The sequence below is a fragment of the Croceicoccus gelatinilyticus genome (assembly GCF_018398395.1).
Classification (GTDB): domain Bacteria; phylum Pseudomonadota; class Alphaproteobacteria; order Sphingomonadales; family Sphingomonadaceae; genus Croceicoccus; species Croceicoccus gelatinilyticus.
Window position 1 is genome coordinate 280,152 of the sequence record NZ_JAHCBF010000004.1, and the last position, 22,135, is coordinate 302,286.

Genomic DNA, 22,135 nt, shown 5'->3' on the forward strand with positions numbered 1-22,135 from the left:
ATTTCTCTCGGCAACCTGGACTGAATGGTCAGCGACCCGACCTTGAATATCAGCCGCCTCTCATCACCGACATCATGTGAAGGTAATAGCTTTTCACCGGCTGTGCGTCGGCATCGAGCGCCGGCTCGAACTGCGCGTCCTTGGTGATTGCGGCGCACATCTGTTCGTCAAGGTCCTGACTGACCGCACCTTCGATGACATGGCAGCCGATAACCTTACCCTCTTCATCCACGAGCAGGCGGACTTTCTGTCGCATGCTGCCTGCCTGAAAGAACTTTTTCTGCAGTGAAGACGTCTTCACACCCCAGCTGTCCCAGTCGATCGATGCTTTCTGGGAAAGGTTCCGCTGTTGTGCAGGATCAAGACCAAGCGACACGGCAAGATCGTCTTCGCAGGTCTGCATGACTTGCAGGACTTCCGCGATCGCCCCGGTTTGCAACTGGAGGTCCTGATTGAAAGTCTTTTCGATGAGCAACGCGGTAGCATCCGCATCCGTTTCCGGGCGCGGCATTTCAAAACCGGCCCCATTCCATCCACCCTCGGCGCTTACCCTTTCGAACATCTGGGGAGTTGCCGGTTCACCGGCGGGCAGCACACGCGCGACCGGCGCCTTGTTGCGCGCGGAAAGCGTGTTGCTGATGACTTGCACCGTCATCCGGTCGCTAGGCAGGAAACTCGAAAACTTGAGAACAGCCGCGTCCTCACCGTCGGAGAACTGCCGCGCAACTACGCACCTGTCTTCAGCGAAGTCGACAATCCACGAACCTGCCGGAGGAAGGACCAGCGGCCCATCGACATCGGTTGCAGAGACCGGCGGCGCCAAAAAGGCAAGACACGCACACAGCAGTCCAATTCGCTGTAAAAACAATATCATCTCCCGTCGGAATACTCGCCAAGGATGAGCAGGTTCGCCGACAGGATACAAGTCGTGGATCGCTTTTGGCTAACCAGCCGTCGGATTATTCGGCTTGTTTCGCGCTGAAAGCCGATTGTCAGGTGACGACCGATTGCGGACGTTCAATCAATGCCTAAACTGGGCGCGATGGTCCTGACTAATTCCTTCAAGCGGAAGCACGGTATCCTAGCAGTTGCCTTACTACTGCTGTTCGTGCTCGCCTACGTTTTTGTCGCCCGACCTATGCTTCACGTGATGGGCGCGACCACCTACGGGCCATTGTCGTCTCACTCCAAGAATATTGTCTTAGACGATGGTGAAGGCCTGCTCGCGAACTTACCGCCGCTATCCGCCCTTTCCGATGACAGCTTGCGTTTCGTGGCAATGCCCTCATTTGGGGATCGGTGGATGGCCGTTTCACTTTCAAAGACAGATGACCGGGTATCCGGCCAGTTGGTGGTTCTTGACCGCGAGACTGGATCAGTGAGTAAGCGCACCCTTCAAATGGATCAGTCGGACTTCGACCATCTGACTAAAAGATGGGATGCCCAGACAGACAACTATTGGGGCAGTCTTAGCATGTTCACGGACGGAACGCCCTTAGGCTTCGAACGCAAACGAGGTGGCATGACAACTTCAGGTATGGGCAACCACCCTTGCCACTACGATGCTCTCGGTAATCTTGCAGCAGTTTTCATTGGTCCGCACGCTGAGGAATTGCTTGATCTTAGTGCGCCGGACATCGACGAAAGGCTTGCGATCGACCTCTGCTGATCGCCGCGAAGGCGATGACTGTTAGCCACCCCATTCCGGTCGTAAGCGGACGCGATGGCTTTGTCCGAAAGCGGACTGGCAGCTTTGCGACATTTCTGGCCATAAGCGGAATGTCGGCAAACGACCCGATTGCGGACGTTCCGCTAGAAAGCTAGTCCATCTTCCATGCGGTTTTCTCGATCCAACAGCCCGACGACACAGGCCACGGTCCAGCCAGAACTTCGAACTTTGACAGGGCAGATCGACGAAAACCTGTCGGATCTTCATCCCGTCTCTGGAAGTTTCTGTCACACTCTTCGTGCAGAGATTGGCATTCGAGGTCAGAGCGGAGCTGACGCTTTCGAGTTTGAGGTGTGCTCACCCGAATGGCTGAATAACGAGTTGGACAGTTACTCCATTCTCCATGCAGGTAAACGGCTCGTTACAAAACGGTTCGATCCAGAGGTAGTCGAAGAATTTGTGCGCAAGAGATTGCTTCATGCGACCGGTCCCGATTGGGAGACTGTGGCCGCAAAGCTAGGTGAGTGGTCGCGCTGGGAGTTCGACGACTACAATGGTGATTTCCGCTAACCACCCCATTCCAGCCATTCAGGCATTTGTGAAAATTCCTCAAAAGCGGTCGCTGGCGATGGGCGCCTGAAGGAGTTACGGCTGGGCTGCACTACCTTCGCGTAGTCCCGCCGCCCCCGCCAAGGAACAAGGCCCGCGCTGCCGGATTGTCTTCAGCAAAAGGAGACATGCCGATGATGGCCATAATTACCCTGATTGCCACGATACTTCTGCCGCCGCTGGGCGTTGCGCTCAAGCATGGGCTGGGCAAGACTTTTCTGATCAACCTGATCCTGACGATCATCCTCTACCTGCCGGGCCTGATCCACGGCATCTACGTCAACTACATGCGGTAACGGCGCAGCCAACACCGGCGGTGGGGCGCGGAATAAGCGCTGTCCTACAGCATTGCGGCGCGTCATCATGCGCGTCGCTCTTTCCGATTGTCGAATTCGCCGGTGAACCTGTCACCTTGTCGCAGATACGCGAAACCCCGCGCTGGCCTTGGCCTCGCGCGGGGTTTGCAGTGGGTGACACGGTGTCACCTTTGTCACCCTGAAGGGCTTATTACAGGTCAGCCGACCACTTCGGCAGCGGCCAGAACCGCCAGCGTCAGAACGTCGGGCGCGATCGCGGTCATCGGCGCGATCTGGACCGGCTTTTCCATACCGACCAGCATCGGGCCGATCGTCGTCGCCCCTGCCAGTTCGCGCAGCAGCTTGGCCGACAGGTTGGCCGACTGCAGCCCCGGCATGACCAGCACGTTGGCCGGCGCGGACAGGCGGCTGAAGGGGTAAAGCTTCATGACCGTGGGGTTCAGCGCGGCGTCGGGCGCCATTTCGCCCTCGTACTCGAAGTCCACGCCTTCTGCGTCGAGGATGTGCACCGCCTCGCGGATGTTCTCAAGCCAGCGGCCCGCCGGGTTGCCGAAGGTCGAATAGGACAGGAACGCGACGCGCGGTTCATGGCCAAGTCGCTGGGCGACCTTGGCGGTCTCCTTCGCGATGTGGGCCAGCATTTTGGAATCGGGCCGTTCGTTGATCGTCGTGTCGGCAAGGAACACGGTGTAGTTCTTGCCCACCATCAGGTGGATGCCGAAAGGCACTTCGTCCTTGCCGTGATCGAGGACGAGACCGACTTCCTTGATCGTCTGCGCAAACGGGCGCGTCAGGCCCGAAATCATCGCATCGCCCTTGTCGAGCGCGAGGAGCAGGGAGGCAAAGACGTTGCGGTCCTGGTTGACCATGCGGCGCACGTCACGCTCCGTCGCGCCGCGGCGCTGCAGGCGGTTGTAGAGATAGTCCACCATCTCGGGGACATACTCGCTCTGCGCCGAGTTCTGGATCTCGTAAGTGTCGATGTCCGCGACGCCGAGTTCCTTGAGCTTTTCCTTCACCTTCTCGGTGCGGCCGACAAGGATCGGTTCGCCATAGCCGAAGTCGCGGAACTGGATCGCCGCGCGCAGCACGACGTCTTCCTCGGCCTCTGCAAAGACGACCCGCTTGGGGTTCGCCTTGGCCCGCTCGTAAACGCTGGTCAGCGCCGACGTCGTGGGGTTGAGACGGGCCTTCAGCTTGTGACGGTATTCGTCGAAGTCCGCGATAGGGGCCTTAGCGACGCCCGAATCCATCGCCGCCTTGGCAACGGCGGAGGACACGACTTCCATCAGGCGCGGGTCGAACGGCGCAGGGATAATGTAGTCGCGGCCGAACTGGTGGTTCACGCCGTAGGCCACGGCCACTTCCTCAGGCACGCGATCGCGCGCGAGTTCGGCAATAGCCTTGGCGGCGGCGATCTTCATCTCTTCGTTGATCGCAGTGGCCTGAACGTCGAGCGCGCCGCGGAAGATGAAGGGGAAGCCCAGCACGTTGTTGACCTGGTTCGGATAGTCCGAACGCCCGGTTGCCACGATCGCATCGGGACGCACGGCATGGGCATCGTCGGGCGTGATTTCGGGCGTGGGATTGGCCATCGCGAAGATGATCGGGCTGTCGGCCATGTTCTTGACCCATGCCGGCTTCAGCGCGCCGGCAGCGGAAAGGCCAAGGAACACGTCCGCGCCATGCAGCGCCTCCTCAAGGCTGCGCGCCTCGGTGGGGACGGCGTGCGCGCTCTTCCACTGGTCCACGTTTTCGCGGCCCGGGTAGATCGGGCCCGAACGGTCGCACACGATCACATTGTCGTGGCGCACGCCCATCGCCTTGATGAGCGCGGTACACGCCAGCGCCGAAGCGCCCGCGCCGTTCACGACCATCTTGAGCTCGTCCATCTTGCGGCCGGTCAGGTGGCATGCGTTGATAAGACCAGCGGCCGCGATGATCGCAGTGCCATGCTGGTCGTCGTGCATGATCGGGATGTTCATCTTCTCGCGCAGGGCCTGCTCGATGATGAAGCATTCGGGGGCGGCGATATCCTCGAGATTGATGCCGCCAAAGCTCGGCTCCATCAGCGCGACGGCGTTGATGAAGGCTTCCGGGTCTTCGGTGTTCAGCTCGATATCGATGGAATCGACGTCGGCAAAGCGCTTGAACAGGACCGACTTGCCTTCCATCACCGGCTTCGACGCCAGTGCGCCGAGATTGCCGAGACCGAGGATCGCGGTACCGTTGGAGATCACGGCAACGAGGTTCGAACGCGCGGTATAGCGGGCGGCATCGGCGGGGTTCCTGGCAATCGCCTCCACCGGCGCGGCAACGCCGGGCGAATAGGCGAGGGAGAGGTCGCGCTGCGTCGCCATGGGCTTGGACGCGATGATCTCGATCTTACCGGGACGGATCGTCTCATGGTAGAACAGGGCCTCGCGCTCGGTGAAGCTGGCTTTCGTGTTGCTTTCCTCGTCCGCCAAAGCGTCCTCCTTGCCTTCGCTGATGTGTGCCCGCCTATAACGCCTCCTGTCATAAGCGATAGGGGCAAAGGCGCGGTTTTATGGATCGGGGACAATCGTTGTGCGGAGCTTTGCCGAATCGGCGGGGCATACGCTAACGCTCCCGCCCATGGCCGGCGGCTCCACTCCCATGATGCAGCAATATTTCAGCCTGAAGGAACAGGCAGGGGATTGCCTGCTGTTCTATCGCATGGGCGACTTCTTCGAACTGTTTTTCGACGACGCGAAGACCGCTGCCGGCGTGCTCGACATTGCGCTGACGACGCGGGGCGAAAACGCGGGCGAGCCGGTGCCCATGTGCGGTGTACCTGTCCACTCTGCGGACAATTACCTGGCCCGCCTGATCCGCGCCGGATGCCGCGTCGCGATTGCAGAGCAGGTGGAGACCCCGGCAGAGGCCAAGGCCCGCGGTGGATCGAAGGCGCTGGTAAAGCGCGACATCGTCCGCTTCGTGACCGCGGGCACGCTGACCGAGGACACGCTGCTGGAATCGCGGCGCGCCAACGTGCTGGCCGCGCTGGCACCGCTTCGCGAAGAGGTCGGCATTGCCGCGATCGACATCTCGACCGGTGAAATGGCTCTGGAATGCGTCGCGCCCGAAGGGATAACCGCCGCCCTGTCCCGCATCGGCCCTGCCGAAGTCATCGTGCCCGAAGGCTGGGACGAAGCCCCGGCCGAAGCGATCGAACGGCCCCGCACTACGTTCTCCAGCGACGACGGCGAAGCGCGGCTGAAGTCGCTCCACGGTGTTGCCACGCTCGACGCGTTTGGCACGTTCGGGCGCGCGCACCTTGCCGCGGCGGGCGGGCTGGTCGCCTATCTCGAACATGTCGGGCGCGGCACGATGCCGCTGGTCCTGCCGCCGCGCCTGCGTGAGCCGGGTGGGCATTTGGCCATGGACGAGGCAACGCGCAGCAGCCTTGAGATCACCCAGTCCTCGACCGGGATGCGCAAGGGCAGCCTGATCGACTGCATCGACCGCTGCCTGACCGGCGCGGGCGCGCGCCTTCTGGCCGAGGATCTGTCCGCGCCGCTCGCCGATGCGGGCGCGATCCGCGAACGGCTCTCGGCGGTCGAATGGCTGTTCGACGACGCCCTGCTGCGGGAGGATTTGCGCCGCGCACTGCGAGCCCTGCCCGACATCGGCCGTGCTCTCGGCCGCGTCGTCGCGGGACGCGGTAGTCCGCGCGATCTTGGTCAGCTTCGCGACGGGCTTGGCGGGGCACGCAACCTGCACGACCTGCTCGGCCAGCATGAAAGTCTGCCCGCGCTGTTCACGCGCCTCCTGCCGGATCTGGCGGGCCATGGCGCGCTATGCGAGTTGATGACCCGCGCGCTTGTCGCCGCGCCGCCGACCGAGCGGGGCAGCGGCGGCTATATCGCCGAAGGCTACGACGCCTCGCTCGACGAACTGCGCACGATTTCAAAGAATGGCCGCCGGGCGATTGCTGCGCTGGAGCAGAAGTATCGTGACGAGACCGGCATCTCGACGCTGAAGATCAAGCACAATGGCGTGCTCGGCTATTTCATCGAAGTGCCCGCGCGCCATGCGGACAAGCTGATGGAAGCCGAAAGCGGCTTCACCCATCGCCAGACGATGAAGGACGCGGTGCGCTTCAACGCGCTTGCCCTGCACGAGGAAGCGAGCCGCATCGCCGAGGCGGGCGGGCGTTCGCTGGCAGCGGAAGAAGCGCACTTCGAGGAACTGGTCCAGCGGACGGTCGAAGCGAAAGAGGCCATCGCCGCCACCGCACAGGCCCTCGCCCGCATCGATGTCAGCGCAGGTCAGGCCGAACGTGCGGCTGAAGGCGGCTGGGTGCTGCCCGATATCCGCGAGGACAACGCGCTCGACGTCAGGGGCGGGAGGCATCCCGTGGTCGAGGCAGCGCTTGCGGCAACGGGCGAACGCTTCGTCGCCAACGACTGTGCGCTTTCGGTCAAAGACCGGCTCTGGCTGATCGGCGGCCCGAACATGGGCGGTAAATCGACCTTCCTGCGCCAGAACGCGCTGATCGTCCTGTTGGCGCAAGCTGGCGGATTCGTACCGGCCGAGGCGGCAAGCATCGGCATCGTCGACCGCCTGTTCAGCCGCGTTGGCGCATCCGACAACCTTGCCCGCGGGCGTTCGACTTTCATGGTCGAGATGGTGGAGACCGCCGCCATCCTGAGTCAGGCGACCGACCGCAGCTTCGTTATTCTGGACGAGGTCGGGCGCGGGACCAGCACTTACGACGGCCTTGCCCTTGCATGGGCGGTTGCGGAATCGGTGCACGAAACCGTCCGCTGCCGCTGTCTTTTCGCGACCCACTACCACGAGCTTTCGCGGCTTGCCGAAACCTGCGACGCACTTTCGCTGCACCATGCGCGGGCGCGGGAATGGAAGGGCGATCTCGTCCTGCTCCACGAACTGGCCGAAGGGCCGGCGGATCGCAGCTATGGTCTTGCCGTGGCGCGGCTGGCCGGTCTGCCCAAGCCGGTCATCGCGCGGGCAAAGACGATCCTCGACAAGCTGGAGAAGGGTCGCAAGGAAACCGGCGGGCTTGGTGCGGGGCTGGGCGAACTGCCGCTTTTCGCCGCGGCTGCCGAAGCCGAGGAAGAGCAGTGCGATACCTTGCGCGAGACTTTGCGCGGAATCGATGTCGATGCGCTATCGCCGCGTGAGGCGCTGGACATGCTCTATGCCCTGAAGCGCGAGGCGGGTGAGGACGCGACCTAGGGGTTGCTGGAACCGTTCGACGCTTTGGCCGGTTAGTCCGGTATGGGCGATGACGCGAAATTCGACCGGACCGAACTTGCCGAAGACCGCACAATCATGGCGGTCGAGCGTACATTCGCGGGCTGGATCCGCACCGCGTTTGCCGCAATCGGCATCGGGTTGGCTTTCAAGGCCCTGTTCGGAGAGCTCGAGCCCCCTTGGCTGGCACGCGTTATCGCGACGATTTTTATCCTTCTCGCCGCCTTCCTTGCCATCACGGCAGAACGTCGGGCGTGCCGCGCAGTCACGCGCATGAAATCCCATTCGGTCGATGCCCCCGATGCGCCCCATTTGCGTTACGTCGCCTGGGCCGTGGCTGCCGGGGCGGTCGTTCTGGCCATCGCGATCTGGCTGATGCGCAACGCGGATGTTCCCCTCGTCGGCTGACACCGTTAAGGGTTCGCCATGCAGTTCGACGATCTTCTTCTTCGCTATTTCGGTACTACCGATCTTGCCGCCGTTCCTCCGTCCGCGCGCGAAGCGGGGGTTGAGAAGATGCGTGTGGACTTCGGGCTGGAGCGCGATCCTGCCAAGCGCTTCGTAATCTGGGTGCTTCTGGCGATGAACGGGGCTGAGCCCGATCTCGACGTCGCATTCGAAGACGAGGCCGAGCGGGAAGCTGCGCGCAACCTGCTCGACCTCGTGATGTCCGCCCGCGAGGACTAGCCCGCCAGCGTTACTTTTTTCCGGCTCAACTCTCCGAGTTGCCGGGCTCATCCTTCATGACGTTCGACTTGCCGTACTTCGACGTGTTGTCGTCCATGTTCGGCTCGCCGCGATAGGCGCTCATGTCGATGCCGCCCTTGGTCATCTGCTTCATGTGATCGACGAGGTCTTCGGTATCGTCGTCCGACGTGATCGAGCCTTCGGGCTTTTCGCCGTCCTCGGTGCCGAAGCTACTGACGGCGCGGCCGATCGCCTGGTTGGCAAAGGTCTGGGCCTGTGCGTCTTCGTCGTGCTGCTCGTCGTTGAAGTTCTCGGGGGCGAGTTCACTGTTCTTCGCCATTGGTATTTCCTTTCATTCGGTCTTGCCTGACCTACGGCTGCGAGGCGCTCTGGTTCCCCAAGCACCCTATCCGCATGGCGATCACGTCTGCTCGATTGAGCCACGAAATATTCGGATCGGGCCAATTTGCTCTTGCGAATAACTCTCAACAGCAATAGTCCGCCTGTAGAACGAAGCGCCGTGCTGGCGAATCGTACGCATCAAGGACAGAGAATTTCGTGGGTCAGGCCAATCGCATCATCGCATCGCTCGTGAAGCCGCGTGGCCTCGTCATGCTTGCCGCGCTGGCGCTTCCCGGTGTTGCGCACGCTTCGGCTGACGGAATCCCGGGCCGCTTGTCGGTCGCCGACATGTTCCTGCAGGCCGACTGGGTGGTGAAGCTGGTCATGATCGGCCTGCTTGCCGCATCGGTGCTGACCTGGACGGTCTTCGCAGCCAAGCAGAAGCAGCTTTCCGCCATCGGCAAGGAAGAACGCACCCGCCTCGACGCGCTGCGCTCGCTGCGCGGGATCGGCGATGCCGAGGGCGCGATTGCCGCCAATCCGCTGATCGCCGCCGCGCGGGACGAGCTTTCGCTTTCCGCCGATGCTCTTGACGATCGCGAAGGGGTGAAAGAGCGCGTCGCCTCCCGCCTCGAACGCCACGAAGCACTTTGCGCGCGCCGCATGATGCGCGGCATCAACGTGCTTGCCACGATCGGTTCGACCGCGCCTTTCGTCGGCCTGTTCGGCACCGTCTGGGGCATCATGAATGCCTTCGTCGGAATTGCCGAGAAGCAGACCACGAACCTCGCCGTCGTCGCACCCGGCATTGCCGAGGCGCTGCTGGCAACCGCGATGGGCCTCATCGCCGCAATCCCGGCGGTCGTCATCTACAACCACTTTTCCAAGCAGGTCGCCGCCAACCGCGCCGTTATTTCCGATGGGTCAGCAGTCGTCATGCAGATCGTCTCGCGCGATCTTTCGCGCGGCACGGCCAAGGCGGGCTGAGCCATGGCGTTCAAACTCTCCGGCGGCGACGCGGACGAACTTCCCGTCAACCACGAGATCAACGTCACGCCGTTCATCGACGTGATGCTCGTCCTGCTCATCATCTTCATGGTCGCGGCCCCGCTTGCGACGGTTGACGTGAAGGTCGACCTTCCCGTCGCCAATGCCGAACCTTCGGCACGCCCTGACGAGCCGCTGTTCCTGACGATCGAGCAGGACGGCCGCCTGACCGTCAACGACCGTCCGGTCGAACTCGCCGCGCTCGGCAGTGCCGTTTCCGAAGCATCGGACGGCGACAACGAGGCCCGCGTCTTCTTGCGCGCCGACAAGGCCGTTCCCTACGAGCTAATCATGGACGCGATGAACGCGCTGCGCTCTGCCGGATACTTGCGCGTCGCCCTGATGGGCGCAGAGGGCACCGAAGTCTCGTGACTGCGGCCCACGCCTTTCACGACGACAAGCGTCTCTGGACAGCCGCCGCCGTCGGCGCGCTGGCCCTGCACGGTGCTGCGCTGGCCGCAGTCCTGCTGGTCCGCGCCGAAGACGCGCCGCCGCTGCCCGAGCCGGTGATGGAAGTGGAAATGCAGCCCCATGGCCCTGCCGAGGAAGCGACGAGCGCGAGCGCAGATCCGGCCCCGCCGGCGCCCGAGATGCAGCCCGTGGCGCAGGAACTGCCCACTTACCTCGCGCCGGAGATCGACATCCCCGAGGTGCAGGCCCCGCTGCCGCCCGATCCGGTCCGACTGCCGCCGCCGGTCAAGGTCCAGACCGCCGCACCCGCGCCGCGCATCGCGCAAGTCCCAACGCCGCAGCCCGCCGCAAAGCCGGCTGCCGTATCGCAAGGCGCAGGCGATGCGCCGGGCGACGATCCGCGCGCCAAGAAGAAAGCGGCGGACTACTACCGGCTCCTCATGGCGCACCTCCAGCGCAAGAAGAAATATCCGAGCGAAGCGAAGAAGGCTGGCCAGCAAGGCGTGGTCACCGTTCGCTTCACCATCGACCGTTCGGGCAATGTCACGACCAGCGCGATCAAGAACAGCAGCGGGCACGACCTGCTCGACACCGCCACGCTGGACCTGATGCAGCGGGTTTCGCCCTTGCCGCCCATCCCGAAGGAGATGGGGCGCGAGAGCCTGACCATCGCCCTGCCCATCGATTACGCGCTGTCCCGCAAATAGCGCCTACCGGCCCCGGGCCACCCAACCACCGACAACAAGAACACCATCGCGAACAACACCAGGATTGAGGGAACACATTGCAAATGCGTCGCACTAACAACATTCGCAAGCCGATCTCGCTGCGCCAGGGCACTGCCCTTGCCGCCGGCGTTTCGGCTGCCTTCCTTGCCCAGCCCGCGCTTGCGCAGGATGCAGAGGACGAGGAAATCGTCCTCGACACGCTGGAGATCAAGGACCACACCGCCGACTCCAACCCCTACACGCAGGAAGGCGCTCCCTATAAGGCGCGCATTTCCGGCGATGTACGCCGCGCCAAGCCGCTGTCCGAAACGCCCGCGACGATCACCGTCCTGACCGAGCGCCAGATTGAGGAATCAGGCGCCAACGACATGCGCGAGATCCTCTCGGCCCAGCCCGGCGTGACGATCGGCACCGGCGAGAACGGCAATGCCTTCGGCGACCGCTTCATCATCCGTGGCCACGAAGCGCGCAGCGATGTCTTTGTCGACGGCCTTCGCGATCCGGGCATGACGACACGCGAAAGCTTCGTCGTCGACCAGATCGAGATCACCAAGGGCCCCAGCTCGTCCTTCGCAGGGCGCGGCGCCACGGGCGGCGCGGTGAACTCGATCACCAAGCAGGCCAGCACCGACTACATGTTCACCCGCATCGACGGCGGCATCGGTACCGATGACTATTACCGCGCGACGCTGGACACCAATATCCCGCTGACCGACACGCTCGCCGTGCGCGTCAACGGGCTCTATTCCTATGAGGAGATCCCCAACCGCAATTATTCGGACCGCGACCGTTGGGGCGCGGCGGTTTCGGGCGCGTGGACCCCGAACGACACGATCCGCGTCCTGCTCGACTATTACCACCTGACGGCGAACGACACGCCCGACCTTGGCGGCTATGTTCCCGCGCCGACCGGCACGGCAGGCAACGTCACGGTTTACGGTCCGTGGGACGACGTGCCCAACTATGCGCAGGACGGCGACTTCCTCGACACCGAGGTCGACACGTTCACCGGCCGCATCTTCATCACGCCGTGGGACGGCTTCACCATCACCAATTCGACCCGCTATGGCGAGACGAGCAATGGCTATGTCCTGACAGGCCTTCGCGGCGGTGCCTACGATCCCGACGCCGGCACTTATGCGCCGCTGACGCTGAGCACGCATCAGGGCAATCAGGAAGTCGAATACTTCACCAACCAGTTCAACGTGCTGGGTGAATTCGACACCGGTTCGATCAGCCACTCGGTCATCGTCGGCTCGGAATATTCGAACATGAAGGTCGCCAACGGCACCTATGACCTTACCCAGAACGGTGCGACCAACTGCGTCACCAATGGCCGCTTCGGCGCCAGCCCGGGTTATTGCATCACGGACGAGAACCGGAACGTCATCATCGACGACCTGCATGGCCTGCTGCAGCGGGACATTGCCGACGGCACCATCGACAGCAACTGGAAGGTCGAAACCCTGTCGTTCTACGCGATGGACACGGTTGATCTGAACGAATGGCTCTCGGTCCACGGCGGCGTGCGTCTTGATGCTTTCGACTATTCAAATGACGTGCTTGGCCGCGGCGCTAGCGAGCCGACAAACTACACTTACTCGGACACGCTGTGGAACGGCCACGCCGGCGTCGGCGTCAAGCCGATGGAAGAGGTCTATCTCTACTTCAACTGGGGTACGGCCAAGAACATCAACGGCGGCGAATCCGACCTTGGCGGCAACTGCGGCTATGGCGGCATCTGCGTCGCTGACGGCACCGACATCGGTGACGGCCGCCCCGAAAGCAGCGAAAGCTTCGAGGCGGGCGTGAAGGCCGACCTGTTCGACGACCGCTTTATGGCGACCGCAGCAGTGTTCCAGATCACCAAGGACGACGTCTTCGAAAGCGCGGGCGACGGGTACAGCGAGGGCGGCTCGCTCAACACCGGCAAGAACCGCGTGCGCGGTGTCGAGTTCGGTCTTGTCGGCAACCTCACCTCGCGCCTGTCGGGCCAGGCCGCGCTGACCCTGATGGACAGCGAGATCACCGGTTCGAACGATCCGTCCAAGATCGGCCGCCGCCTGTCGAACTTCGCCAACACGCAGTTCAGCGGTCAGGTCCGTTACCAGGCGACCGATGCCTTCGCATTCGGCGGCACGGCAACGTACAAGAGCGCGATGTTCGCGGGCCAGCCCGACGATGCGGCAGGGTACAACGAGACGCTGGGCGTCTATACCTACCGCATCCCCAGCTACTGGGTCTTCGATGCTTTCGCGAGCTACCAGTTCACGCCGAACATCGGTGCGCGCGTCAACATGACGAACGTGGGCGACGAGGATTATTATCAGGCCGGTTATCGCAGCGGCCATTTCCTCTACAAGGGCGACGAACGCCGCACGACGCTTACCGTCACGGCGAAGTTCTGACGCCAATCAGGGTGGGGGCGGCCAGCGGTCGCCCCCGTCCGTTTATGAAAGCCCGACCATGCTGATCGTGATCGAGAATGTCCTGAGCGAAGACGAAGTCGCGAGTTTCCGCGAGCAGCTTTCGCGTGCGGGATGGGTCGATGGTGCCGACACGGCAGGCTCGCGCTCGGTCGCGGTAAAGCAGAACCTGCAACTTCCCCGCACCGACGACACCGCCCGCGAACTGGGCGAGACGATCCTGCGCAAGCTGGGCAACCATGCCGAATTCGTCTCGGCCTCGCTGGCGGAGAAGATCTGGCCGCCAGTGTTCAATTGCTATCAGGACGGCGGCCATTACGGCACGCATTCCGACGCCGCGCTGATGCGGCTTCCCGAAGCGGGTCTGACGCTGCGTTCGGATCTTTCGGCAACGATCTTCCTGTCCGACCCCGACGACTATGACGGCGGCGAGCTGGTGATCGAGGAAAGCTACGGCGCGCAGGCGGTGAAGCTGAACGCGGGCGACATGGTGCTCTACCCCTCGGGCAGCCTGCACCAGGTCACGCCCGTCACGCGCGGCCAGCGTATCTGCGCGATCACCTGGATGCAGAGCGCGGTGGCCGACGCCTCGGCCCGCGCGATGCTTTACGACATGGACCAGTCCATCCGCGCCCTGTCGGTCGGCAAGGCGAAGGACGATGCCGACATCGACCGGCTGATCCACGTCTATCACAACCTCGTACGCCGGTGGGCGAACGTGTGATGCGGCCAAGGAAAGCTCTCTTCTGGCTTGCGCTGGCAGTGCCCGCCGCGCTGATGATCGCCGACCTTGCCCGCGGCGCGCTGGCGATGGACCTGCTGCACCCGACGGGTGAGCTGTCGCTGCGGCTGATGGTCGTCGCGCTGCTGCCCGGGCCGCTGATCGAGGTATTCGGCCCCAACCGCTTCCTGCGCGGGTGGGTCGCCATTCGCCGCAATCTCGGCGTCGCCGCTTTCGGCTATGGCGCCCTGCACCTCGTTTTCTACGCGATCGACATGGGCGCGCTTGCCCCGATCATAGCCGAATTCGCCCTGCCCGCGATCTGGACCGGCTGGCTCGGCTTTGCCTTCATGCTTGCCGCCGCCGCGATCAGCACGAACCGCGCGATGGCGGCACTTGGCCGTCGCCGGTGGAAGCGCATCCAGCAGGGCGTCTATGCCGCGTTCATCCTCGCTCTGCTCCACTGGGCCCTGCTCGACAGAGCATGGGGTCCGTCCCTCATCCATCTCGCGCCGGTCGCCCTTGCATGGGCGCTGCGCTTCGCGGTGCAATTCCGCCGCCGCCTCAACCGAAGGAAAGTCGCATGATCCGCAAGTCCCTCGCCGTCATGGCCGCCACTGCCGCGCTGCTCTCGGCCAGCCCCGCGCTCGCCGATGGCGACGTGCAGTGCAACTCGGGCCCGCAAGCCAAGTGGCAGAAGATCGACAAGCTGAAGAAGAAGGCCTGGCTCGAAGGCTGGAAGGTCCAGAAGCTGCAGGTCGAAGGCGACTGCTACGAAGTCTATGCGCAGACCGAAAGTGGCATGGCGATCGAGGCGTTCTTCCACCCCGTGACGCTGGAAAAGCTGGTCGTGTTTCGCCGCGGCAGCGAAATCTACCGCAAGCAAGGTTTCACCGGCTGAGCGGGCTTACCCGCGCGAGGCGCCCGGCACCCAGAGCACGTCGCGCTTCCCGCCTTCGTTAGCCCCGCGGGCAAGCACGAAGAGCAGGTCCGACAGGCGATTGATGTAAGTAAGCGCCGCCGGATTGACCGGCTCTGCCGCGCCAAGCGCCGCAATCGTGCGTTCGGCGCGGCGCACGGTGGCTCGGGCGACGTGCAGGCGCGCCGAAGCCTCGCTTCCGCCCGGAAGGACGAAGCTGGTCAGCGGCTCGATGCTTTCATTCGCTGCGTCGATGCGAGCTTCAATCCATTCGGCCTGTTCGGGTACCATGCGCAGCGTCATTTCGCCGGGCGTGAAGTCTTCACCTGGCGTCGCAAGATCGGCGCCAAGGTCGAACAGGTCGTTCTGTACGCGGGTCAGCACATCGTGCGTTTCGCCCGCATCCAAGGCCGCTATGGCAAGGCCGATCGCCGAGTTCGCCTCGTCCACCGCGCCGATCGCATCCATGCGCGCGGCATGTTTCGGAAGCCGCGAACCGTCGACGAGCCCCGTCGTCCCGTCGTCACCGGTGCGGGTGTAGATCTTGTTGAGTTTTACCACGGCGCGAAGGTCAGGAAACGGCGGCCAGCAGGACCATCGCGACAAGGATCGCGGCGGCTTGGTACTTGATGCGCGACATCATCGCCTTGTTCTGGCGAAGCTGCATTTCTTTCACGCGTTCATCCCCGCCTTCGAGATCCATTTTCGTGCTTTGCAGGAATGCGACGATGCCGCGAACCAGCGAGACGACAACCATGGCGACAAGAGCCACCAGCGCGATAATGAGGATGTACTTCATGGCCCCCAGTTAGGGATTTTCGCGCCCGATTTCGAGTCCCGAAAGTGACAGGCCGTCGGGGAAGCGCCCCGCCCTGATATCGGCGGCCAGCGCCAGCCCGTCCTCACCCGCCGCGCGCCGGTCCGATAAGGCAGGCGAACCGCGCCGCTTGGCCAATTTCTCGCCGTTTTCCTCGACCAACAAGGCATGGTGGTGCCAGCGCGGCACCGGCAGGCCCAGCAGCGCCTGAAGCAGCCTATGCACATGGGTCGACGCGAAAAGGTCCGCGCCGCGCGTCACCAGCGTACTGCCGTCGCGCGCATCGTCGAGCGTCACGGCAAGGTGATAGCTTCCCGGCGCATCCTTTCGCGCCAACACGACATCGCCGAACAGGTCGGACCGCGCCTCCTGCTCTCCGGCCAGTTCGTCGATCCACGTCAGCGGGCCGGTGCGCGCCACAGCCTGCGCCATATCGAGCCGCCACGCAGCAGGCGCATCGAGATCGATTTCGGCGTGGCGACAGGTCCCGGGATAGACCGGACCGTCGGGGCCGACCTCGCTCGCCGCCGCCGCGATCTGCGCGCGGGTGCAAGTGCAGGGATAGACTAGGCCCATAGCCTTCAAGCGCTCCAACGCCTCGGCATGGGCGGTGATGCGTTCCGACTGGCGGATGGCCTCCCCGTCCCAATCGAGGCCGAGCCATTGCAAGTCGGCGAGTGCGCTTTCGGCAAATTCCACTCTGCTGCGCGCGCCGTCGATATCCTCGATCCGAACGAGGAACCGCCCACCCCGCTCCCGCGCGATGTCATGGGCGACGATCGCGGAAAAGGCGTGGCCAAGGTGCAGCGGGCCGTTCGGGCTCGGCGCAAAGCGGGTGACGGTTTCCATGGCCGGTGATCTAGCGCGACCCGCCCCAACGAGTCACGCTGTGGATCACCCTGTGGACGGGACGCGGACAACCCTGTGAACAGGACTGTGGATAGCCTGTGCGCGACCCTCTTGCCCAAACCGCCCCGCCATGCTGATTTCTTACATGCGATGCGTCATCAACCGGTCATGCTCGCCTGCGAAAGCGCGAACCGAAACGGCGGTGCCCCTGCCGAACCCTTCGGGGTTGGCAATCAGACGGGTCTTGCCGGCATGACGTGGCTGACAGGGGGGCGAATACGGCGATGTTCCAGTCCGGTCTGATCGAAACCAGGGCAAGGCTTTCCAGTGCGGACGGTGATCCGACGCGAAAGCTCAATAGCTGCCCGGCTCTTGTTCTGAATGCCGACTACACACCGCTATCCTATTACCCGCTAAGCCTCTGGCCCTGGCAGACCGCGATCAAGGCGATCTTCCTCGACCGCGTCGACGTCGTCGCCAGCTACGACCGGCAGGTCCACTCCCCCTCGCTCGACATGCAGATCCCCTCGGTGATCGCATTGAAGCAATATGTGAAGCCGTCGGAATTCCCCGCCTTCACGCGCTTCAACCTGTTCTTGCGCGACCGGTTCTCGTGCCAGTATTGCGGCAGCCCGCATCACCTGACGTTCGACCATGTCGTCCCGCGACGGCTTGGCGGGGTGACGAGCTGGGAAAACATCGTCACCGCCTGCGCACCCTGCAACATGAAGAAGGGCGGCCGCACCCCGAAACAGGCGCACATGGCGCTGCAGGTGCCGCCGATCAGGCCGACCAGCTGGCAACTGCAGGAACGCGGCAAGGGCTTCCCGCCGAACTACCTGCACGAGACGTGGCGCGACTGGCTCTACTGGGACATCGAACTGGAGGAGTAGCGCTCCGGTTCAAGAGGATTCCCGCCATCGCGGCCTGCAAGACGCAACTCGCTGCGCTTCCGGTGCTCACGACCCGAAAGGTCGCTGCGCGCCGGTTCTCGCGATTTGCGCCTTTCGCCACGCGCTGACGAAAATCGTCTTTGTCGTTTTCTAGATCCAGCCGCCCAGTTCGGTCCGGATCAGCGTTTCCAGCATGTCCATGCCCGGCTGCGTGTCGTTGAGGCAGGTCAGCGCGACGTAGCTTTCGCCGCCGTTTTCCATGAACGTATCGCGGCCTTGCAGCGCGATTTCCTCCAACGTCTCGAGGCAGTCCGCCGAAAAGCCCGGCATCGCCACCGCCATCGACCGCGTGCCCGACTTGGCCTCAGCCTCGATCGTCAGGTCGGTCGCGGGCTCCAGCCACTTGGCCTTGCCGAAGCGCGACTGGAACGTCGTGTCGACGCGCATGTTGGGAAACTCGCCCGCCAGCGCCTCTGCCAGAAGGCGCGCGGTCTTGCGGCAATGGCAATGGTAGGGATCGCCCAGTTCGAGCGTGCGTTCGGGCATCCCGTGAAAGCTGAGCAGCAGGACATCGGGCGCGGGCGAACTATCGGACAGCTGCCGCGTGATATCGTCCTTCAGCGCCGCGATATAGGCGGGATGGTCGTGATAGGGCGGCAGCGTACGGATCGCGGGCTGCCAGCGCATGTCGGCCAGCACCTTGCCTAGCGCATCGACCGCCGTCGCCGTCGTCGCGCCCGAATATTGCGGGTAGAGAGGCGCGAACAGGATGCGGTCATATCCGGCATCCTTCAGCGCGGTCACTTTATCCGCGATCGAGGGATTGCCGTAGCGCATCGCCCAGTCGACCTTCACCCCGTCGCCCAGCCGCACCTGAAGCGCCTTCGCCTGACGCGCGGTAATCGCGGCCAGCGGAGAGCCATCCTCACCCCAGACCTGCGAATAGGCATGGGCGGACTTTTTCGGCCGCGTATTGAGGATGATCCCGCGAAGGATCGGCTGCCAGACGATCGGCGGGATCTCCACCACGCGCCGGTCCGACAGGAATTCACCGAGGTAGCGCTTCACCGCGCCAGCCTCGGGCGCGTCGGGAGTCCCCAGGTTGACGAGCAGCACCGCGACCTTGCCGGTGGGTGCGTCGGGATGGCCTGCGGGCCTGTCCATCGGAGTGCCGGGTTTGCTGTCCATGACCGTTACTTAATCAGCCATCGTGCCGTCGGGAAGCTCCGAAGGTTCCGCTTCGGGCACATCGACGCTGTCCGCCTCGCTCGCCGCCTCGGTCACTTCGGGCGCGGGCGTCTCGCTGGGCGGGGGCGTCGGGGCAAGCGTGGTGCGCCCCAACGGAATCGGCAGTTCGCGGAACCGCGTGCCGGTGGCAGAGCGCAGCGCATTGGCGATCGCGGGCGCGACCGCGACCATGCCGATTTCGCCCGGATCGAAAGGCGGCGCATCGTTCTGTGCGAAGCCGACACTGATTTCCGGAATGCGCGAAAGACCTGCAAGCCGCAGCGCGCCCAGCGTCTGTTCCTGCGGCAACCCGCCCTTGAAGGTGACGCCCATGCCCAGCGCCTGGTTTATGCCGAAGAGCAAGCCGCCCTCGATCTGCTGCAGCGCCAGTTCATAGTGCGGGATACGCCCGATATCGCACCACGCCGCGATCGAGGATACTTCCACCCCGTTCTCGCCCGGCCTTGCCCGCACGACGACCGCGATGCGCCCACCGCCGCCTTCGCGGCCCGCGGGGTCGACCATCTGCCAGCAGGCGATACCCTGTGCCGTGCCTTCGCCGCCGCCGTCCCATTCGCCAAGCTGCGCCGCGCCTTGCAGGCATTCGGCCATGCGCGGGTTTCCGCCCAGCATTGCCATACGGTAGGCCAACGGTTCTTCGCCCGCTGCGCCTGCGACTTCGTCCATAAAGCTTTCGGTCACGAAACAGGCCCGCGCCTCGGCATTGCCGCGCATGCGGCCTGCGGGAAGGCCGGTATCGGCGGACAGGCTTTCGACCATGACATTGTCGATCGCATAGGGCGGCGCCATGCCGAAAAGGTTGGCCGGATCGTGCTTGCCGTCACTGGCATCCAATGCACGCTCGGGCGTCAGGCCTTCGAACAGGCGCGCATACATCTCGTGCGCGCCGGGCTGGCAGGCAAAGCGGCTGTGCCATGCGTGGACCGTGCCTTGCGGGCCAGTGATCGCCTTGACTTCGGCCACGGCAGGCGGGCGCGGCAGGGCCGTGAGATGCTCCTGCCAGCGCGAGTAGGTCAGTTGCACCGGGCGGCCCACGGCCCGGGCGATCGCGGCGGCTTCGCGCACGATGCGGTATTCGAGGCGCGCATCGAAGCTGCCCCCCGCACCGACGGGATAGAGCACGACGTCCTCGACCGGCAGGCCGACGGCGGCGGCGGCCTGTTCGCGGGCCTGTTCGGGTGCCTGTGCCGCGGCCCAGATCTCCAGCCTGCCCGACTGGAAGCGGGCGGTGGCGGTCGCGGTTTCGATCGTGCCGTGCAGCGCGGGCGCGATGGTATAGCGCGCCTCGACCACGCCCAGCCCTTCCAGCGCAACCTCGGTTTCGCCGCGCTGGAACATGACCTCGGGCGTGCCTTCGGCCAGCGCGCGTTCGAGGCCTTCGGCGATCGTCGTATCGTCGGGAAGTCCGCGTGTCGCCTTGAACAGCGGCTTCATCCGGCGCAGCGCCTTTTCCGCAGCCCATTGGCTGGAGCCTACAGCGGCGAGCCAGGAATCGCCCTCTACCCGTGCGATATAACCGGTGACGCGGCGGCCTGCTTCTTCGTCGAACGTGTCGAGTTCCGACGCGGCCAGGGGCCCGTGCGCAATGGCGGCAAAGACCATGCCGGGCAGGCGGATGTCGCCCGAAAAACGGAACGAGCCATCGACTTTCGACGGACCGTCGAGCCGCGGGTAATTGCCCACTGCGACCGTCAGGTCGGGTGAAGCGTCACTCATCGGATCGGGCCGCAGGATCGGCGGGCTGGGTGCGGAGAATTCCGCCGCCTCGTCCGCCAGCTCGCCAAAGCGCAGCTGCTTCTCGCCATGGACGATGAAACCGTCGCGGGCCTCGCATTCCTCGAACGCAACGTCCCAGCGTTCCGCCGCCGCCATCGCGAGCACGGCGCGCACGCCTGCGGCAGCCTCGCGGATCGGCATTTCGTAGGCGGCAATGGCTGTGCCGTCGGCAGTTGCCATGAGGCGGGTCTGGTTGGCGAAGTTCTTGGCAAGAAAGTCGTCGGGATCGTCGGCAAAGGACGGCAACCACGTATCGCGCAAACCGCCCCAACGCGCGGCAAGGACAGGATCGGCATATGCCGGGCTGATCGCTGCAGGCTCTACCGCGACCTGCCGCCAGTCCGCGCCCAGTTCCTCTGCCGCGATGCGGGGCAAAAGGGTCGTGATGCCCTGCCCCATTTCCAGCTGCGGCACGGCGATGGTGACGACGCCCGACCGGTTGATCTTGATCCACGCGTTGAAGGCCTGCTCGCCCTCACCCGCCGATAGCGGCACGGGATAGTCGCGCGGCAGCAGCGCGTATGCCGCGATCAGTCCGCCGCCAGCTGCGGCGCCAATCAGGAGCTTGCGCCGCGTAACCTTCATGCGCTTGCGATCTCTGCAAGGCCCGCCTTCTCGGCGACTTGCCGCGCAATATCGGCGAACCTGTCAGCAACCGGACCTTCACCGGCAGCGGGCGGGCGGCCTGCGTCGCTGTCAGTGCGAATGTCGATGGTGAGCGGGATGCGACCCAAGAAGTCATATCCCATCGTCTTGGCCGTCGCTTCCGCCCCGCCGTTGCCAAAGGGATCGCTTTCCTCTCCGCAATGGGGGCAGACGTATCCGGCCATGTTCTCGACCACGCCGATCACCGGCACGCCCGCCTTGTCGAACAGGCCGATCGCGCGGGTCGCGTCCATCAGGGCAAGGTCCTGCGGGGTCGAGACGATGACCGCGCCATCGGGCTTGAACCGCTGGATCATCGTAAGCTGAACGTCGCCGGTGCCGGGCGGCAGGTCGACGACGAGCGTGTCGACATCGCCCCATTCGGCATCGATCAGCTGCGCCAGCGCATTGCCCGCCATCGGCCCGCGCCATGCGATCGCCTGACCCGGTTCGGCAAGATGCCCCATCGACAGCATCGGCACGCCGAAACAGGTGTCGACGGGGATCAGCTTCTTGTCCTTTGCCTGCGGACGTTCGCCCTCGCTTGCCATCAGGCGCGGCTGCGACGGGCCGTAGATGTCGGCATCGACCAGCCCGACTTTCACCCCTATACTCGCAAGGGCGACGGCGATGTTTGCCGACACGGTCGACTTGCCGACACCGCCTTTGCCTGAACCCACCGCGATGATGCGGGGACCGCGCTTGGGCGGCGGGCCGTCGCCGCGTTCGGCCATCTGGGCAATGCGCAGCGGCGGCAGATCGAAATCGCGCACCGCGCCGCGCACCGCGA

At 64.1% G+C, this 22,135-nt stretch carries 23 protein-coding genes; 14 read left to right on the forward strand and 9 right to left on the reverse strand.

What is annotated here, in order from left to right; genetic code table 11:
• Positions 1-49 precede the first annotated feature (49 nt).
• Entirely contained in the window at positions 50-925 is an 876-nt protein-coding gene (locus KIH45_RS10825; protein ID WP_213176005.1) for an energy transducer TonB, read from the reverse strand.
• Positions 926-1,024: 99 nt separating this feature from the next.
• Here KIH45_RS10825 and KIH45_RS10830 point away from each other — a divergent pair, with 99 nt between their 5' ends.
• From KIH45_RS10830 to KIH45_RS10840, 3 genes are all read left to right on the forward strand, one after another.
• Positions 1,025-1,669: a hypothetical protein gene (locus tag KIH45_RS10830; RefSeq protein ID WP_213176006.1), complete on the forward strand. Its 645-nt coding sequence runs from the start codon at positions 1,025-1,027 to the stop codon at positions 1,667-1,669.
• Between the two features lie 228 nt (positions 1,670-1,897).
• Positions 1,898-2,239, forward strand: a complete 342-nt coding sequence (locus tag KIH45_RS10835) for an Imm8 family immunity protein (RefSeq protein ID WP_213176007.1) — start codon at positions 1,898-1,900, stop codon at positions 2,237-2,239.
• Between the two features lie 173 nt (positions 2,240-2,412).
• Positions 2,413-2,574 (forward strand): YqaE/Pmp3 family membrane protein, encoded by a 162-nt coding sequence (locus KIH45_RS10840; RefSeq protein WP_337925462.1) that lies wholly within the window; start codon positions 2,413-2,415, stop codon positions 2,572-2,574.
• Between the two features lie 218 nt (positions 2,575-2,792).
• On the opposite strand, the gene KIH45_RS10845 is transcribed toward KIH45_RS10840, so the two are convergent.
• Positions 2,793-5,063, reverse strand: a complete 2,271-nt coding sequence (locus KIH45_RS10845; protein WP_213176008.1) for an NADP-dependent malic enzyme — start codon at positions 5,061-5,063, stop codon at positions 2,793-2,795.
• 148 nt (positions 5,064-5,211) lie between these two features.
• Between KIH45_RS10845 and mutS the strand changes: the two genes are divergently transcribed.
• From mutS to KIH45_RS10860, 3 genes are read left to right on the forward strand one after another with little or no spacing between them, the layout of a single operon-like run.
• The gene (gene mutS / locus KIH45_RS10850) at positions 5,212-7,818 is read left to right on the forward strand and encodes a DNA mismatch repair protein MutS (RefSeq protein WP_225899823.1); all 2,607 of its coding nucleotides are present in this window, start codon (positions 5,212-5,214) and stop codon (positions 7,816-7,818) included.
• A 42-nt stretch (positions 7,819-7,860) separates the two neighbouring features.
• Positions 7,861-8,244 (forward strand): YidH family protein, encoded by a 384-nt coding sequence (locus tag KIH45_RS10855; RefSeq protein ID WP_213176009.1) that lies wholly within the window; start codon positions 7,861-7,863, stop codon positions 8,242-8,244.
• 18 nt (positions 8,245-8,262) lie between these two features.
• A complete protein-coding gene (locus KIH45_RS10860) occupies positions 8,263-8,523 on the forward strand; it encodes a hypothetical protein (RefSeq protein WP_213176010.1) in 261 nt (86 codons plus the stop codon).
• Positions 8,524-8,548: 25 nt separating this feature from the next.
• Here the strand turns inward: KIH45_RS10860 and KIH45_RS10865 are convergent, their stop codons facing one another.
• Positions 8,549-8,863 (reverse strand): hypothetical protein, encoded by a 315-nt coding sequence (locus KIH45_RS10865; protein WP_213176011.1) that lies wholly within the window; start codon positions 8,861-8,863, stop codon positions 8,549-8,551.
• A 218-nt stretch (positions 8,864-9,081) separates the two neighbouring features.
• Between KIH45_RS10865 and exbB the strand changes: the two genes are divergently transcribed.
• The 7 genes from exbB (at position 9,082) to KIH45_RS10900 (ending at position 15,099) form a co-directional block, all read left to right on the forward strand.
• The gene (gene exbB / locus KIH45_RS10870; RefSeq protein ID WP_213176012.1) at positions 9,082-9,852 is read left to right on the forward strand and encodes a tonB-system energizer ExbB; all 771 of its coding nucleotides are present in this window, start codon (positions 9,082-9,084) and stop codon (positions 9,850-9,852) included.
• 3 nt (positions 9,853-9,855) lie between these two features.
• Entirely contained in the window at positions 9,856-10,284 is a 429-nt protein-coding gene (exbD, locus tag KIH45_RS10875) for a TonB system transport protein ExbD (protein WP_213176013.1), read from the forward strand.
• Positions 10,281-11,030, forward strand: a complete 750-nt coding sequence (locus KIH45_RS19365; RefSeq protein WP_213176014.1) for an energy transducer TonB family protein — start codon at positions 10,281-10,283, stop codon at positions 11,028-11,030. The genes exbD and KIH45_RS19365 overlap by 4 nt, the downstream gene beginning before the upstream one ends.
• 83 nt (positions 11,031-11,113) lie before the next feature.
• Positions 11,114-13,459, forward strand: a complete 2,346-nt coding sequence (locus KIH45_RS10885; RefSeq protein ID WP_213176015.1) for a TonB-dependent receptor — start codon at positions 11,114-11,116, stop codon at positions 13,457-13,459.
• A 58-nt stretch (positions 13,460-13,517) separates the two neighbouring features.
• Complete coding sequence (locus KIH45_RS10890; RefSeq protein ID WP_213176016.1) at positions 13,518-14,201, forward strand: Fe2+-dependent dioxygenase; 684 nt, start codon at positions 13,518-13,520, stop codon at positions 14,199-14,201.
• Positions 14,201-14,785, forward strand: a complete 585-nt coding sequence (locus tag KIH45_RS10895) for a ferric reductase-like transmembrane domain-containing protein (RefSeq protein WP_213176017.1) — start codon at positions 14,201-14,203, stop codon at positions 14,783-14,785. The genes KIH45_RS10890 and KIH45_RS10895 overlap by 1 nt, the downstream gene beginning before the upstream one ends.
• The gene (locus KIH45_RS10900; RefSeq protein WP_213176018.1) at positions 14,782-15,099 is read left to right on the forward strand and encodes a PepSY domain-containing protein; all 318 of its coding nucleotides are present in this window, start codon (positions 14,782-14,784) and stop codon (positions 15,097-15,099) included. The genes KIH45_RS10895 and KIH45_RS10900 overlap by 4 nt, the downstream gene beginning before the upstream one ends.
• A 6-nt stretch (positions 15,100-15,105) precedes the next feature.
• Here KIH45_RS10900 and KIH45_RS10905 read toward each other — a convergent pair whose 3' ends face one another.
• From KIH45_RS10905 to gluQRS, 3 genes are read right to left on the reverse strand one after another with little or no spacing between them, the layout of a single operon-like run.
• Positions 15,106-15,678 carry a cob(I)yrinic acid a,c-diamide adenosyltransferase gene (locus KIH45_RS10905; protein ID WP_213176019.1) on the reverse strand — a complete coding sequence of 191 codons (573 nt, stop codon included), beginning with the start codon at positions 15,676-15,678 and terminating at the stop codon, positions 15,106-15,108.
• 10 nt (positions 15,679-15,688) lie between these two features.
• Positions 15,689-15,916, reverse strand: a complete 228-nt coding sequence (locus tag KIH45_RS10910) for a hypothetical protein (RefSeq protein ID WP_066763587.1) — start codon at positions 15,914-15,916, stop codon at positions 15,689-15,691.
• 9 nt (positions 15,917-15,925) lie between these two features.
• Positions 15,926-16,783, reverse strand: coding sequence for a tRNA glutamyl-Q(34) synthetase GluQRS (gene gluQRS / locus KIH45_RS10915; RefSeq protein WP_213176020.1), 858 nt, complete (start codon positions 16,781-16,783; stop codon positions 15,926-15,928).
• A 284-nt stretch (positions 16,784-17,067) separates the two neighbouring features.
• Here gluQRS and KIH45_RS10920 point away from each other — a divergent pair, with 284 nt between their 5' ends.
• Positions 17,068-17,676: an HNH endonuclease gene (locus KIH45_RS10920; protein WP_213176119.1), complete on the forward strand. Its 609-nt coding sequence runs from the start codon at positions 17,068-17,070 to the stop codon at positions 17,674-17,676.
• A gap of 150 nt (positions 17,677-17,826) precedes the next feature.
• Here KIH45_RS10920 and hemH read toward each other — a convergent pair whose 3' ends face one another.
• From hemH to KIH45_RS10935, 3 genes are read right to left on the reverse strand one after another with little or no spacing between them, the layout of a single operon-like run.
• Complete coding sequence (hemH, locus tag KIH45_RS10925) at positions 17,827-18,864, reverse strand: ferrochelatase (protein WP_225899825.1); 1,038 nt, start codon at positions 18,862-18,864, stop codon at positions 17,827-17,829.
• 9 nt (positions 18,865-18,873) lie between these two features.
• A complete protein-coding gene (locus KIH45_RS10930) occupies positions 18,874-21,285 on the reverse strand; it encodes a xanthine dehydrogenase family protein molybdopterin-binding subunit (RefSeq protein ID WP_213176021.1) in 2,412 nt (803 codons plus the stop codon).
• Positions 21,282-22,079 (reverse strand): Mrp/NBP35 family ATP-binding protein, encoded by a 798-nt coding sequence (locus KIH45_RS10935; RefSeq protein WP_225899865.1) that lies wholly within the window; start codon positions 22,077-22,079, stop codon positions 21,282-21,284. The genes KIH45_RS10930 and KIH45_RS10935 overlap by 4 nt, the downstream gene beginning before the upstream one ends.
• Between the last annotated feature and the right edge of the window lie 56 nt (positions 22,080-22,135).